11 protein-coding genes are annotated in these 13779 nt (G+C 60.4%); 6 read left to right on the top strand and 5 right to left on the bottom strand.

Features of this window, described 5'->3' with window-relative positions; translation table 11 throughout:
• The first annotated feature begins 159 nt into the window (after positions 1–159).
• The 6 genes from F6R97_RS21000 (at position 160) to F6R97_RS20975 (ending at position 9765) form a co-directional block, all read left to right on the top strand.
• The gene (locus F6R97_RS21000; RefSeq protein WP_315867026.1) at positions 160–1503 is read left to right on the top strand and encodes an imelysin family protein; all 1344 of its coding nucleotides are present in this window, start codon (positions 160–162) and stop codon (positions 1501–1503) included.
• A gap of 268 nt (positions 1504–1771) precedes the next feature.
• On the top strand, positions 1772–3199 hold the full coding sequence (locus F6R97_RS20995; protein ID WP_315867025.1) for a di-heme oxidoredictase family protein: 1428 nt from the start codon (positions 1772–1774) through the stop codon (positions 3197–3199).
• A 27-nt stretch (positions 3200–3226) separates the two neighbouring features.
• Positions 3227–4291: an imelysin family protein gene (locus tag F6R97_RS20990; RefSeq protein WP_315867024.1), complete on the top strand. Its 1065-nt coding sequence runs from the start codon at positions 3227–3229 to the stop codon at positions 4289–4291.
• A 14-nt stretch (positions 4292–4305) separates the two neighbouring features.
• Positions 4306–5406: a DUF1513 domain-containing protein gene (locus F6R97_RS20985; protein WP_315867023.1), complete on the top strand. Its 1101-nt coding sequence runs from the start codon at positions 4306–4308 to the stop codon at positions 5404–5406.
• Between the two features lie 170 nt (positions 5407–5576).
• Positions 5577–6725 carry an efflux RND transporter periplasmic adaptor subunit gene (locus tag F6R97_RS20980; protein ID WP_038981892.1) on the top strand — a complete coding sequence of 383 codons (1149 nt, stop codon included), beginning with the start codon at positions 5577–5579 and terminating at the stop codon, positions 6723–6725.
• A 13-nt stretch (positions 6726–6738) separates the two neighbouring features.
• Positions 6739–9765, top strand: a complete 3027-nt coding sequence (locus tag F6R97_RS20975) for a multidrug efflux RND transporter permease subunit (RefSeq protein WP_315867022.1) — start codon at positions 6739–6741, stop codon at positions 9763–9765.
• Between the two features lie 204 nt (positions 9766–9969).
• On the opposite strand, the gene F6R97_RS20970 is transcribed toward F6R97_RS20975, so the two are convergent.
• The 5 genes from F6R97_RS20970 to colR form a co-directional block, all read right to left on the bottom strand.
• The gene (locus tag F6R97_RS20970; RefSeq protein ID WP_080772094.1) at positions 9970–10197 is read right to left on the bottom strand and encodes a hypothetical protein; all 228 of its coding nucleotides are present in this window, start codon (positions 10195–10197) and stop codon (positions 9970–9972) included.
• 2 nt (positions 10198–10199) lie between these two features.
• On the bottom strand, positions 10200–10913 hold the full coding sequence (locus F6R97_RS20965; protein ID WP_038981890.1) for a lipopolysaccharide kinase InaA family protein: 714 nt from the start codon (positions 10911–10913) through the stop codon (positions 10200–10202).
• Positions 10914–10917: 4 nt separating this feature from the next.
• On the bottom strand, positions 10918–11586 hold the full coding sequence (locus tag F6R97_RS20960) for a class I SAM-dependent methyltransferase (protein ID WP_038981889.1): 669 nt from the start codon (positions 11584–11586) through the stop codon (positions 10918–10920).
• Positions 11587–11733: 147 nt separating this feature from the next.
• On the bottom strand, positions 11734–13014 hold the full coding sequence (locus F6R97_RS20955; protein ID WP_038981888.1) for a sensor histidine kinase: 1281 nt from the start codon (positions 13012–13014) through the stop codon (positions 11734–11736).
• A complete protein-coding gene (colR, locus tag F6R97_RS20950; protein ID WP_008069526.1) occupies positions 13004–13687 on the bottom strand; it encodes a two-component system response regulator ColR in 684 nt (227 codons plus the stop codon). The genes F6R97_RS20955 and colR overlap by 11 nt, the downstream gene beginning before the upstream one ends.
• Positions 13688–13779 lie beyond the last annotated feature (92 nt).

Below are 13779 nucleotides of genomic sequence, written 5' to 3'. Positions count from 1 at the left end.
AAACGAGGCTACGATCTTTTGATCTACCTCACGTGTCCCCGTGAATAAGAAATATTTACAAGCACAACCCTTTACACATAATGCGAAAGATTTGCATTATGTCGCAGTTTTGCGCGCCCTCCACGCGCGTCCATCAATCACCGAAGCAGGATGTTCGCCATGATTCGTATGCCTCTGGCCACCGCCAGTCTGCTGGCCATCGCTATTTCCCTCGCCGGTTGCGGCGAAGGCAAAGACAAGGCTGCCGCTCCACAAGCGCCGACCCCGGCCGCCAGCACCTCTGCCCCGGCTGCGCCTGCTGCTACCGGTAAAATTGATGAAGCCGCCGCCAAGGCTGTGGTTGCGCACTACGCCGACATCGTCTTCGCCGTTTACAGCGATGCCGAATCCACCGCGAAAACCCTGCAAACCGCCGTCGACGCATTCCTCGCCAAGCCGAACGCCGACACCCTGAAAGCCGCCAAGGCTGCCTGGGTCGCGGCCCGCGTGCCTTACCTGCAGAGCGAAGTGTTCCGCTTCGGCAACACCATCATCGACGACTGGGAAGGTCAGGTGAATGCCTGGCCACTGGACGAAGGCCTGATCGACTACGTCGACAAATCCTACGAGCACGCACTGGGTAACCCCGGCGCCACCGCCAATATCATCGCCAACACTAAAGTTCAGGTCGGCGAAGACAAGGTCGACGTGAAAGACATCACCCCGGAAAAACTCGCCAGCCTGAACGAGCTGGGCGGTTCCGAGGCCAACGTCGCCACCGGCTACCACGCCATCGAATTCCTGCTCTGGGGCCAGGACCTGAACGGCACCGGCCCTGGCGCCGGCAACCGTCCAGCTACCGACTTCCTGGAAGGCAAAGGCGCTACCGGCGGTCACAATGATCGTCGCCGCGCTTACCTGAAATCCGTGACCCAACTGCTGGTCAACGACCTGCAAGAAATGGTCGGTAACTGGAAGCCGAACGTGGCCGACAACTACCGCGCCACCTTGGAAGCGGAACCGGCTGAAACCGGCCTGCGCAAAATGCTGTTCGGCATGGGCAGCCTGTCCTTGGGCGAATTGGCGGGCGAGCGCATGAAGGTTTCCCTGGAAGCCAACTCCCCGGAAGACGAACAGGATTGCTTCAGCGACAACACCCACAACTCGCACTTCTACGACGCCAAAGGCGTGCGTAACGTGTACCTGGGCGAATACACCCGCGTAGACGGCAGCAAAATGACTGGCGCCAGCCTGTCGTCGCTGGTCGCCAAAGCCGATCCGGCTGCCGACACCGCGCTGAAAGCCGACCTGGCCGCCACCGAAGCCAAGCTTCAGGTCATGGTCGATCACGCCAACAAGGGCGAGCACTACGACCAACTGATCGCTGCGGGCAACGCTGCCGGCAACCAGATCGTGCGCGACGCCATCGCCTCGCTGGTCAAGCAGACCGGTTCGATCGAAGCGGCCGCTGGCAAACTGGGCATCAGCGACCTGAACCCGGACAACGCTGATCACGAGTTCTGATCAACGCTGGCTGAGTTATAAGGCGACCTCAGGGTCGCCTTTTTTTATGCCTGATTTTTGAGTGATGCTGATGGCCTCATCGCGGGCAAGCCACGCTCCCACAGGGGCTTGCACTGAACCTGTGGGAGCGTGGCTTGCCCGCGATGGCCGCGACTCGGTCTCAAGTGAAACCCTGCCCCACATCAACCAAACGATAATTCCTCTTATTCCAACTCCCCTGCCCTGTTAGACTTTGCGCCCTTGTTTTGCTCGTCTTGCAGGATGTCCGATGCCCTCGCTGCCTCTTCGCTTGTCCGCACTGTTGCTGGCCCTGGGCCTGAGTGCCTGCGATGACGCCCCGCGTTTTACCCAGGCCGAACCCGGTGAAGCCCGGTCCGGCGGCAGCGCAACGGTGCGCAAGACCGATCAGAACGCATTCTCCCTGCCGTCCGCCAATCTGCCGCCGTCACGGCGCGTCGATTTCAGCGTCGGCAACAGTTTCTTTCGCAGCCCTTGGGTGATCGCGCCGTCGACCACCACCGCCCGCGATGGCCTTGGCCCGTTGTTCAATACCAACGCCTGCCAGAACTGCCACATCAAGGACGGGCGTGGTCACCCGCCCGCGCCCGATGCGCCGAACGCAGTGTCGATGCTGGTGCGTCTGTCGATTCCCGATTCGCCGGCCTACGCCAAGATCATCGAACAACTGGGCGTGGTGCCAGAGCCGGTCTACGGCGGGCAGTTCCAGGACATGTCGGTGCCCGGCGTCGTCCCGGAAGGCAAGGTACGTGTCGATTACACAGCGGTCCCGATACGCTTCAAGGACGGCAGCGAAATCGAGTTGCGTAAGCCGACCCTGCAGATCACTCAACTCGGCTATGGCCCGATGCACCCCGACACGCGCTTCTCGGCGCGCATCGCACCGCCGATGATTGGCCTGGGCTTGCTTGAGGCGATCCCCGACGAGGCCATCCTGGCTAACGCCGAGGCTCAGGCGCGGGAGAAAAACGGCATCGCCGGACGACCGAACCGGGTCTGGGACGACGCGCAGCAGAAAACCGTCCTCGGGCGATTTGGCTGGAAGGCCGGGCAACCGAACCTCAATCAACAAAACGTTCACGCGTTCTCTGGAGACATGGGTCTCACAACCAGCCTGAGAACCGTTGATGACTGCACCGACGCGCAAACCGCTTGCAAGCAGGCACCCAACGGCAATGGCCCGGATGGTGAGCCGGAAGTCAGCGATAACATCCTGCGTCTGGTGCTGTTCTACAGCCGTAACCTCGCGGTACCGGCCCGTCGCGATGTCGGCGCGCCTGAGGTGCTGGCCGGCAAGAATCTGTTTTTCCAGGCGGGATGCCAGTCCTGCCACACCCCTCAATACACCACCGCCGCCAACGCCGCGGAACCTGAATTGGCCAATCAAGTGATTCGCCCTTACAGCGACCTGCTGCTGCATGACATGGGCGATGGCCTGGCCGACAACCGCAGCGAATTCCAGGCCAGCGGCCGCGACTGGCGCACGCCGCCGTTGTGGGGCATCGGCCTGACACAGGCGGTCAGCGGCCACACCCAGTTTTTGCATGACGGCCGCGCCCGTAACCTGCTCGAAGCCGTGCTCTGGCATGGCGGCGAGGCAAAGGCGGCGCAGCAACAGGTTTTGTCTTTCAATGCCGAGCAGCGCGCGGCGTTGCTGGCGTTTTTGAATTCTCTTTAATACGTTTTCCTTCAGCGGGAGCCCGACATGTTCCGTCCCAAATTGTTGTTCACCAGCCTTGCCGCCCTCGCCCTGGGCGCCTGTTCGCCCCAGGATCCGCAAGCGGTCACGTCGGCGGCCATTGCCAAGCAAGTCATCCTGCCGACCTACAGCCGCTGGGTCGAAGCCGACCGTCAATTGGCGGTCAGCGCCCTGGCGTTCTGCCAAGGCAAGGAAACCCTGGACACCGCCCGCGCCGACTTCCTGCACGCGCAGAAAGCCTGGGCCGAGTTGCAACCGCTACTGATCGGGCCGTTGGCCGAGGGCAACCGTTCGTGGCAAGTGCAGTTCTGGCCGGACAAGAAAAACCTCGTGGGCCGTCAGGTCGAGCAACTGGTCACCGCGCAACCGCAGATCGATGCCGCCGCCCTGACCAAATCCAGCGTTGTGGTACAAGGCCTCTCGGCCTATGAGTACATCCTGTTCGACAGCAAGATCGACATGGCTGACAGCGCGCAGAAAGCCAAATACTGCCCGCTGCTGACCGCCATTGGCGAACGCCAGAAGCAATTGGCTGAAGAGATCCTGTCGCGCTGGAACACCAACGACGGCATGCTCGCGCAGATGAGCAAATTCCCGAACCAGCGCTACGCCGACTCCCACGAGGCGATCGCCGATCTGTTGCGCGTGCAAGTGACGGCGCTGGACTCCCTGAAGAAAAAACTCGGCACGCCGATGGGCCGTCAGAGCAAGGGCACGCCACAGCCGTTCCAGGCCGATGCCTGGCGCAGCCAATCGTCGCTGCAAGGCCTGCAAGCGAGCCTGAGCGCGGCGCAAACCGTCTGGGTCGGTGTCGACAACAAAGGCCTGCGCGGTCTGTTGCCAAGCGAGCAGAAACCCTTGGCCGACAAGATCGACGCGGCCTACGAAGCGTCTCTGAAACTGTTCGCCAGCAACCAGCGCTCGCTGACCGACATGCTCACCAACGATGCCGGGCGCCAGCAGCTCAACGCGATCTACGACAGCCTCAACGTTGTCCATCGCCTGCACGAAGGCGAGCTGGCCAAGACGCTGGGCATCCAACTGGGCTTCAACGCCAACGACGGTGACTGATGAGGGCTAGTGCCATGCTGCGACGCCAGGCTCTGACGTTAGGGAGTTTGCTGCTGGGTGCGGTGACACTGGGCGGCTGGACGCTGTTCAAGCAAAAGGACAAAAGCCCGCTACTGCTCTCGGCGCGGGACGATGGTGACGGCAAGCATTACGCCGTCGGTTATCGGCTGGACGGTACCCGGGTGTTTGCCACCCAGGTCGGCCAGCGTTGCCACGACATCATCAACCACCCGACGCTGCCGATAGCGCTGTTCGTCGCTCGACGTCCCGGCACCGAGAGTTACCTGATCGACCTGCGCGACGGCACGTTGCTGCAAACCGTGGTCTCGCAGCCGAACCGGCACTTCTACGGTCACGCCGTGATTCACCAGAGCGGCGACTGGCTGTACGCCACCGAGAACGACACCTCCGATCCGGGCCGTGGCCTGCTCGGTGTGTATAAGTTCGAAGGTGAGCGACTGGTGCACAGCGGCGAGCTTCCCACCCACGGTGTCGGCCCGCATCAGGTGTCGTGGATGCCCGATGGCGAGACGCTGATTGTGGCCAACGGCGGCATTCGCACCGAGGCCGAAAGCCGGGTCGAGATGAACCTCAATGCGATGGAACCGAGCCTGGTGTTGATGCAGCGCGATGGCACTTTGTTGAGCAAGGAAACACTGGCCCAACAGATGAACAGCGTGCGGCATTTGGGCGTCGCCAGCGACGGCACCATCGTGGCCGGCCAGCAGTTCATGGGCGCTGCCCACGAGTCATCGGAGCTGCTGGCGATCAAGCGGCCCGGCCAACCGTTCGTGGCGTTCCCGGTGCCCGAGCATCAGTTGCAGGCCATGGGGCATTACACCGCCAGCGTCGCCGTACACAGCGAACTGCGTCTGGTCGCCCTGACCGCGCCGCGGGGCAACCGCTTTTTTATCTGGGACTTGGACAGCGGTGAAGTACGCCTGGACGCGCCACTTCCAGATTGCGCCGGTGTCGGGGCCGTGGCCGATGGTTTTGTCGTGACCTCCGGTCAAGGACGATGCCGGTACTACGATTGTCGCCAGACAACCCTGGTTGCAAAACCTCTGGAGTTGCCTGCGGGGCTCTGGGACAACCATCTTCATCTGATGGTTTAAAAGATCGCAGCCTGCGGCAGCTCCTACATGGGAATGCGTACCTCGTAGGAGCTGCCGCAGGCTGCGATCTTTTTCGTAAGATCACGCAAAAAACATCCATTGGAATCCCCTTCGCAGTGGGAGTAATGTTCCCGCCTGTCTCACCTGATTTTCTCCAAGGAACTGGATATATGCTGCGTCGCCGCATGCTGATCATGTTGGGTGTTGTTCTGCTAATCGTGCTGGTCCTGGCCGGTTACAAAGCCTTCTCTATCTACACGATGATGCAAGGCTTCTCCGCGCCGAAACCGCCGATAAGCGTCGCCGTGGCCACCGCCACCGAACGTCCGTGGCAAAGCCGCTTGCCAACGGTCGGCACCCTCACGGCGCTGCAAGGGGTCGACCTGAGCCTGGAGATCGCCGGCACTGTCAAAGAGGTGCAATTCGAGTCCGGGCAGAAGGTCAAGGCCGGTCAGCCGATCCTGCAACTCGACACCGCCGTTGAAACTGCCCTGCTGGCAACCGCTCAAGCCGACCTGGGATTGGCGCAACTGGATTACGGACGCGGCAGCCAATTGGTGGGCAGCCAGGCTATTTCCAAAGGCGAGTTCGACCGACTCTCGGCGGTGTTGCAAAAGAGCCGTGCCACGGTCAATCAGCTCAAGGCGGCACTGGAGAGAAAACGCATCCTCGCCCCGTTCAGCGGGACCATCGGCATTCGTCAGGTAGACGTTGGCGACTACGTGGCCAGCGGCACGATGATCGCCACCCTGCAAGACATCAGCAGCCTCTACGTCGACTTCTTCGTGCCCGAGCAATCGGTGCCGAAAATCGCACTCGGCCAACCGGTACAGGTCATCGTCTCGGCCTACCCGACGCAGAGTTTCCCCGGGACCATCAGTGCAATCAACCCGAAGGTCGAGAGCAGCACCCGCAACGTGCTGGTGCGCGCTACCCTGGCCAACCCCGATGGCAAACTGTTGCCGGGGATGTTCGCCAGCCTGCAGGTGATGTTGCCTGATCCGCAGCCACGCATCGTCGTGCCGGAAAACGCGATCACCTACACCCTTTATGGCAACTCGCTGTACGTCGTCGCGCAGAAAAAGGCCGAAGACGGCAGCCTCGAAAAAGACGACAAGGGCGAACCGATTCTGATCGCCGAACGACGCTTCGTCGAAACCGGCGAACGCCGCGACGGGATGGTCATGATCACCAAAGGCGTGCAGAACGGCGAAAAAGTGGTCACGGGGGGCCAGATCAAACTGGACCACGGCGCACACATTGCCATCAGCGACGACAAGACCCTAGCCGAGAAGAGCAGTCAGCCGCGCGCTGACTGATCAAGGAATCCCCATGGCTTTTACCGATCCGTTCATCCGCCGCCCGGTGCTCGCCACCGTGGTCAGCCTGTTGATTGTGCTGCTGGGCTTCCAGGCCTGGAGCAAGTTGCCGCTGCGCCAATACCCGCAAATGGAAAACGCCCTGATCACGGTGACCACCGCTTACCCCGGGGCCAACGCCGAAACCATCCAGGGTTACATCACCCAACCGATGCAGCAGAGCCTGGCCAGCGCCGAAGGCATCGACTACATGACCTCGGTCAGCCGCCAGAACTTCTCGGTGATCTCGATCTACGCGCGCATCGGTTCCAACAGCGACCGCTTGTTCACCGAACTGCTGGCCAAGGCCAACGAGGTCAAGAACCAGCTGCCCCAGGACGCCGAAGACCCGGTACTGAGCAAGGAAGCCGCCGACGCCTCGGCGCTGATGTACATCAGCTTCTTCAGCGACGAGCTGAGCAATCCGCAGATCACCGATTACCTGTCACGGGTCATCCAGCCGAAACTGGCGACCTTGCCGGGCATGGCCGAAGCCGAGATTCTCGGCAACCAGGTGTTCGCCATGCGCCTGTGGCTGGACCCGGTGAAACTCGCCGGTTTCGGCCTGAGCGCCAGCGACGTGACCAACGCCGTACGCCAATACAACTTCCTCTCCGCCGCCGGCGAAGTGAAAGGCGAGTATGTGGTCACCAGCATCAACGCCAACACCGAACTCAAATCCGCCGAGGCCTTTGGCGCGATCCCGCTCAAGGTCGAGGGCGACAGTCGCGTACTGCTGCGGGACGTGGCGCGGGTCGAGATGGGCGCAGAGAACTACAACACCATCAGTTCCTTCGGCGGCACGCCCTCGGTGTACATCGGCATCAAGGCCACGCCCGGCGCCAACCCGCTGGACGTGATCAGGGAAGTGCGCAAGATCATGCCGGAACTGGAAGCCCAGTTGCCGCCGAACCTGAAAGGTGAAATCGCCTACGACGCCACGCTGTTCATCCAGGCCTCCATCGACGAAGTGGTGAAAACCCTGTTCGAAGCGGTGCTGATCGTGATCGTGGTGGTGTTCCTGTTCCTCGGCGCCCTGCGCTCGGTGGTGATCCCGGTGGTCACCATTCCGCTGTCGATGATCGGCGTGATGTTCTTCATGCAGATGATGGGCTACTCGATCAACCTGCTGACCTTACTGGCGATGGTATTGGCCATCGGGCTGGTGGTGGACGACGCCATCGTGGTGGTGGAAAACATCCATCGGCACATTGAAGAAGGCAAGACACCGCTGGATGCCGCGATTGAAGGCGCTGCGGAAATCGCCATGCCGGTGGTGTCGATGACCATTACCTTGGCGGCGGTCTATGCGCCGATCGGCTTCCTGACCGGCCTGACGGGAGCGCTGTTCAAGGAGTTCGCCCTGACCCTGGCCGGGGCGGTGGTGATTTCCGGCGTTGTTGCCCTGACACTGTCGCCGATGATGTGCGCCCTGCTGCTGCGCCACGATGAAAACCCCAGCGGCCTTGCCCATCGCCTGGACGTGATCTTCGAAGGCCTCAAGCGCCGTTACCAGAGTGTGCTTCATGGCACCCTCAACACCCGGCCGGTGGTGCTGGTGTTCGCGGTGATCGTGCTGTGCCTGATTCCGGTCCTGCTCAAATTCACCCAGTCGGAACTGGCGCCGAACGAGGACCAGGGCGTCATATTCATGATGGCCAATGCCCCGCAACCGGCCAACCTCGACTACCTGAACACCTACACCGACGAGTTCCTCGCGATTTTCAAGGAGTTCCCCGAGTACTACTCCTCGTTCCAGATCAACGGCTTCAATGGCGTGCAATCGGGGATCGGCGGCTTCCTGCTCAAACCCTGGAACGAACGCGACCGGACCCAAATGCAGATCCTGCCCGAGGTCCAGGCCAAACTGGAGAGCATTCCGGGCTTGCAAATCTTCGGCTTCAACCTGCCTTCCCTGCCGGGCACGGGTGAAGGCTTGCCGTTTCAATTCGTGATCAACTCGGCCAACAGCTATGAGTCATTGCTGGAAGTGACGGACCGGGTGAAAAAAAGAGCGATGGAGTCCGGCAAGTTTGCCTTTGTCGACGTCGACCTGGCCTTCGACAAACCCGAAGTCGTGGTGGATATCGATCGCGCCAAGGCCGCACAGATGGGTGTGTCGATGCAAGACCTGGGCGGCACCCTCGCGACGTTGCTGGGTGAAGCGGAGATCAACCGTTTCACCATCGAAGGTCGCAGCTACAAAGTCATTGCACAGGTGGAACGGCCCTTCCGGGATAACCCCGACTGGCTGAACCATTATTACGTCAAGAACACCAAGGGCGAATTGCTGCCCCTATCGACCCTGATCACCGTGACCGACCGGGCGCGCCCGCGCCAGTTGAACCAGTTCCAGCAACTCAACTCGGCGATTCTTTCCGGGGTCCCGCTGGTCAGCATGGGTGAAGCCATCGACACCGTGCGCCAGATCGCCCGGGAGGAAGCGCCGGCGGGTTATGCCGTCGACTATGCCGGTGCGTCACGGCAATACGTTCAGGAAGGCAGCGCGCTGTGGGTCACCTTTGCCTTGGCGCTGGCGATCATCTTCCTGGTGCTGGCGGCCCAGTTCGAAAGCTTCCGCGACCCATTGGTGATTCTGGTCACCGTGCCGCTGTCGATCTGTGGCGCGTTGATCCCGTTATTCCTTGGCTGGTCGAGCATGAACATCTATACCCAAGTGGGATTGGTGACGTTGATCGGGCTGATCAGCAAGCACGGGATTCTGATCGTCGAGTTCGCCAACCAGCTACGCAAGGAGAAGGGCTTGTCGCCTCGCGAAGCGGTGGAGGAAGCGGCGGCCATTCGTCTGCGTCCCGTATTGATGACCACGGCGGCGATGGTGTTCGGCATGGTGCCGTTGATCATCGCCACGGGCGCGGGAGCGGTCAGCCGGTTCGACATCGGCACGGTGATCGCGACGGGGATGTCGATCGGGACGCTGTTCACCTTGTTCGTGTTGCCGTGCATCTACACGTTGCTGGCCAAGCCTGATAAACCTTAACGTCAAAAGATCGCAGCCTTCGGCAGTTCCTACACGATCGTTCCCACGCTCTGCGTGGGAATGCAGCCGGGATGCTCCGCGTCCCATCCAAAGCCGAACGCGGAGCGTCCGTAGAGGCATTCCCACGCAGAGCGTGGGAACGATCGACGTCAAAAAGCAAAAGACCTCGCATTTGCGAGGCCTTTTATTTGGGCTTCAATCTGTTCAACTTTGTGGCCTCAGTCCCTGAGAGAGTCCGAACATGAACAGTAACAAGTCATGATCGGGTTGAGTAGCCACGGGTGCTTTGGCAACCCGGGGCAACGGACAATGCGCGTCACCGTGCACGGAGCTGAGGACTTGCGTGCGGGGCTGCTCCCACGCTGCCACCGCCAATGAAGTAACTGCCAAGGCTCCGGCTAAAAACAAACCTCGTGCAATTTCGAGTTTCATTGTTATAAGCCTTTGATAGCGCTGCCAAACGCCGTCTTATAAAAATAGACGAGTTTTTCCCAGTCCGTATCGCGGAACGACGAGTGGCGACGCAGTTGTTTCAGGTCATGGGTCGCCGCTTGACGAGCGGTCAAACGCTGCCGACATTTCTCCAGATCGATCAAGGCAATTTCGACCTTGGCTGACTCGCCCTCGCCGGTTACCCGCACGAATACGTGCTTGATGTAGAGGCAGCTGTGCTGCCAACGGCCCTTGTGCATGCGGACCAGGTTGTCGGCCAGCTCCTTCAATACGCGATCATGCACCGCCTCACCATAACGCTCCCGACCGCCACCCGCGTACCAGTGTTCGATTTCTTCGAAGCCATCCAGGGACTTGGTAACCAGCAATGCGCGCCATTTATGCACGGGATCACGCTGTGCCCCACAGAAAACGATTTCCGGAACACTAACGTCGAGCAGGCGCAGGCCAATGAGCGCATCGCGCTCGCGCAATACTGTTGGCCGGCCGAACGGGTGTAACCCGCTGCGATAGATATGCCCGGTTTGACGCTTGGTGTAGAGCAGCTGTCCATCACTGCCCATGACGCGCTGCACGCCACTTTCTCCACCACGACGGACATTGGGTTCTTCTACCCATTCACCGCGCAGGTTCCAGAAGTAGTCAAAGCGGTCCTGAGAAGCAACTTCCGTTTGTGCTGCACACTGCACTGCCATCTTGTTACCTCTTGCGTAATACATAGACCCGCCACATGGCGTAGAGCGGTAAAAAGTCCAGTTGCTCCTGGATACGGAAACCCGCCTGCTCGAATTCTTTTTCAACCGTGGCAGCCGGTAACACAAATCGATTTTGGTAACTTTCCTGCTCACGCGTCTGCTCAAGGCGTTTGCGTTTCCAGGCTTTGAAATTGCCGTCCACCCACAACGAAACAATCACGCTGTCACGGGTGACGCGCTCGAATTCGCTCAGGATGGCCAGGCGATGCTCGGCTTCACCGATGTGATGGAGCAATCGCATGCAGAAAATGCTATCGACGGCGTTATCAGGCAAGGCAATGTCGAATGCAGAAGTGTGCAAGGGTTGTACCCGTTTTACGACGTCAGCGGGTTGCGCCCGCATGGCAATCTTCAACATGGACTCCGAGTTGTCGGCTCCAATGATGACACGGTTGTGTTTTTCCGCCAGCAATGGCCAGAAACGCCCCGCGCCACACGGAAGATCGAGAACCAGCCCCGGTTCACCAACCAGAGTCAGAGCCTTGCGTGCCAGTTGCTCGTCACGCCAATGGGACAGTTTGCGACTGAGGCCATCCTGATGCTTGAGCAGATATTCTCGTGCGTGTTGATCGTCGTACTTTTCGGAAAAATCGAGTTTGATCGGGCCAGCCATCACTGCAGTCTCCTGAACGTCTGATGACTACCACCTTAGGTAGCGCCGCGTCAGCGTCAGGTCGTGCCTTTGTGAAAAAATTGTCATGTAAAACCTGGAATTATTACGAGGTTTTACAGGATCGAATGCGGTCTTTTCGGCCCCCTATCAGATCCGGGACAGACTCAACTCCACCTGAAAACGGCAACCATTGGGTTCCATGTTCGTCAAACTGACGCTCCAACCCTGGTTCTCGCAAATCCGCTGCACCAGCGACAGTCCCAGCCCCAGGCCCTCACCGCGTTTCTCATTGCCACGCACGAAAGGCTCGAACATCGCCTCGCGTTTTTCCTCGGGAATGCCGACACCACTGTCCTCGACCACGAACCCTGTATCTGTCAAGGCGAGGCGAATGTAACCGTGCTCGGTGTAATGCAGCGCATTACGCAACAGGTTGCCCATCACCGCATGCAAAAGGGTCGCGTTATAGCGGGTGTCCGGCGGATTGCCCGGCTCAAAGTTCAGCGTCAGGCCCTTGGCTTCGATCGGCTCGCGCCATTGAGAGAGTAGCCCGTCGGCCACTTGGCTCAGGGTCTGCTGGGGGGCCATGCTGGCGTCTTCATGTTGAGCGCGAGCCAGCATGAGGAAGGTTTGCACCAGCTCACGCATTTCGGCACACGCACGGGCGATTCGCTCGACCTGGGCGCGCCCGCGCTGATCGATACCGGGGTTTTCCAGCAACAGCTCACAGGAACTGGCCAACACCATCAACGGTGTGCGCAGTTCGTGGCTGACGTCACTGGTGAACAATCGCTCACGGGTCAACGCCTGACGCAAGCGCCCCAGGGTAGCGTCGAAGGCCACGGCCAGTTCGCCCACTTCATCGGCGGCATAATCCGGCGCCAGTGGTGGCGCCAGGCCCAGCAATTGATCGCGATGACGCACCTGACGGGCCAGTCGTACCACCGGCGCCATGACCTTGCGCGCCAGCACCCAGCCAAGAAATACCGCCAATGCCAGGCTCAGGACGAACCCCACCAGCACCACGGCAAACAGCACCCGCTCACGCTCTTCGAAATCGCTCTGGTCCTGCAACAGTACGTAACGCCGACCGTCGACGATTTCGACCATCGCGTGGTACGACAGCTGCTCGCGAAAGACTTCATGAAAGCCCGAGTCCAGGTGCCGCAAATCCTTGGGCAAATCGAAGTCGCCCGGCCCGCCGCTGAAATAGAACAGCTGGTCCGGCTCGGGACGGTGGCTCCAGTCTGACACGCTGTCCATCAGCAACAGGCGTTGCAAATCGCCGCCCAGACCTGCCGAGATCAGTTTCTCTTCCACCAGGTGCACGGTCGCCACAATGCCCATGGCGAAGGCTCCCGCCACCAGTGCGCTCATCAACGCAAAGGCGATGATGATCCGTTGAGCAAGGCTCTGCTTAAACTCCATCACGGCCCTCGGCCAAGCGATAACCGACGCCATGCACCGTGTGCAGCAAGGGCTTGTCGAACGGCTTGTCGATCACCTGGCGCAGTTGATGGACGTGGCTGCGCAGGCTGTCGCTGTCCGGGCAGTCATCGCCCCACAGGGCCTCTTCGAGAACCTCGCGGCGTAACACATGGGGGCTTTTCTGCATTAACACGGCCAGCAGCTTCAGGCCCACCGGGTTGAGTTTCAGCAGACGGCCTTCGCGCGTGACTTCCAGGGTATCGAGGTCGTAGCTCAGATCACCGACTTGCAAGGCTCTGCGACCGCCCCCTTGGGCGCGGCGCATGACCGCCTCGATCCGCGCGGCCAGTTCGGACAGGGCAAAGGGTTTGATCAGGTAGTCGTCGGCACCGGATTTGAAACCTTGCAAACGGTCATCCAGTTGATCGCGCGCCGTGAGCATGATCACTGGCGTGTCGCGGCGGGCGTCTTCGCGCAGGCGTTTGCACAGGGTGTAGCCGTCGATGCCGGGCAGCATGATGTCGAGCACGATCAAGTCGTAATGCTCGGTGGCCGCCAGGTGCAGGCCTGACAGACCGTCCTGCGCGCAATCCACGGTGTAACCCTTGAGCCCTAGATAATCGGCCAGGTTGGCCAGGATATCGCGGTTGTCTTCAACCAATAGAATTCGCATCGGCACCTCCTCCGTACACAGTAACGGCTGTCTTGGCGCGCAGCTTAAGGCCAAGTGTGGCTCAGGGATAGGGTGGCGTGCAGGGGTAAATC

The organism is Pseudomonas sp. JV414 (assembly GCF_032424305.1).
Classification (GTDB): Bacteria; Pseudomonadota; Gammaproteobacteria; order Pseudomonadales; family Pseudomonadaceae; genus Aquipseudomonas; species Aquipseudomonas lini.
This window is presented reverse-complemented; position numbering and strand designations above follow the sequence as displayed.

Excerpts from the sequence above, each read along its gene's own strand:
- F6R97_RS21000 (WP_315867026.1), top strand. The coding sequence starts at position 160 with ATGATTCGTATGCCTCTGGCCACCGCCAGTCTGCTGGCCATCGCTATT.
- F6R97_RS20995 (WP_315867025.1), top strand. The coding sequence starts at position 1,772 with ATGCCCTCGCTGCCTCTTCGCTTGTCCGCACTGTTGCTGGCCCTGGGC.
- F6R97_RS20990 (WP_315867024.1), top strand. The coding sequence starts at position 3,227 with ATGTTCCGTCCCAAATTGTTGTTCACCAGCCTTGCCGCCCTCGCCCTG.
- F6R97_RS20985 (WP_315867023.1), top strand. The coding sequence starts at position 4,306 with ATGCTGCGACGCCAGGCTCTGACGTTAGGGAGTTTGCTGCTGGGTGCG.
- F6R97_RS20980 (WP_038981892.1), top strand. The coding sequence starts at position 5,577 with ATGCTGCGTCGCCGCATGCTGATCATGTTGGGTGTTGTTCTGCTAATC.
- F6R97_RS20975 (WP_315867022.1), top strand. The coding sequence starts at position 6,739 with ATGGCTTTTACCGATCCGTTCATCCGCCGCCCGGTGCTCGCCACCGTG.
- F6R97_RS20970 (WP_080772094.1), bottom strand. The coding sequence starts at position 10,197 with ATGAAACTCGAAATTGCACGAGGTTTGTTTTTAGCCGGAGCCTTGGCA.
- F6R97_RS20965 (WP_038981890.1), bottom strand. The coding sequence starts at position 10,913 with ATGGCAGTGCAGTGTGCAGCACAAACGGAAGTTGCTTCTCAGGACCGC.
- F6R97_RS20960 (WP_038981889.1), bottom strand. The coding sequence starts at position 11,586 with ATGGCTGGCCCGATCAAACTCGATTTTTCCGAAAAGTACGACGATCAA.
- F6R97_RS20955 (WP_038981888.1), bottom strand. The coding sequence starts at position 13,014 with ATGGAGTTTAAGCAGAGCCTTGCTCAACGGATCATCATCGCCTTTGCG.
- colR (WP_008069526.1), bottom strand. The coding sequence starts at position 13,687 with ATGCGAATTCTATTGGTTGAAGACAACCGCGATATCCTGGCCAACCTG.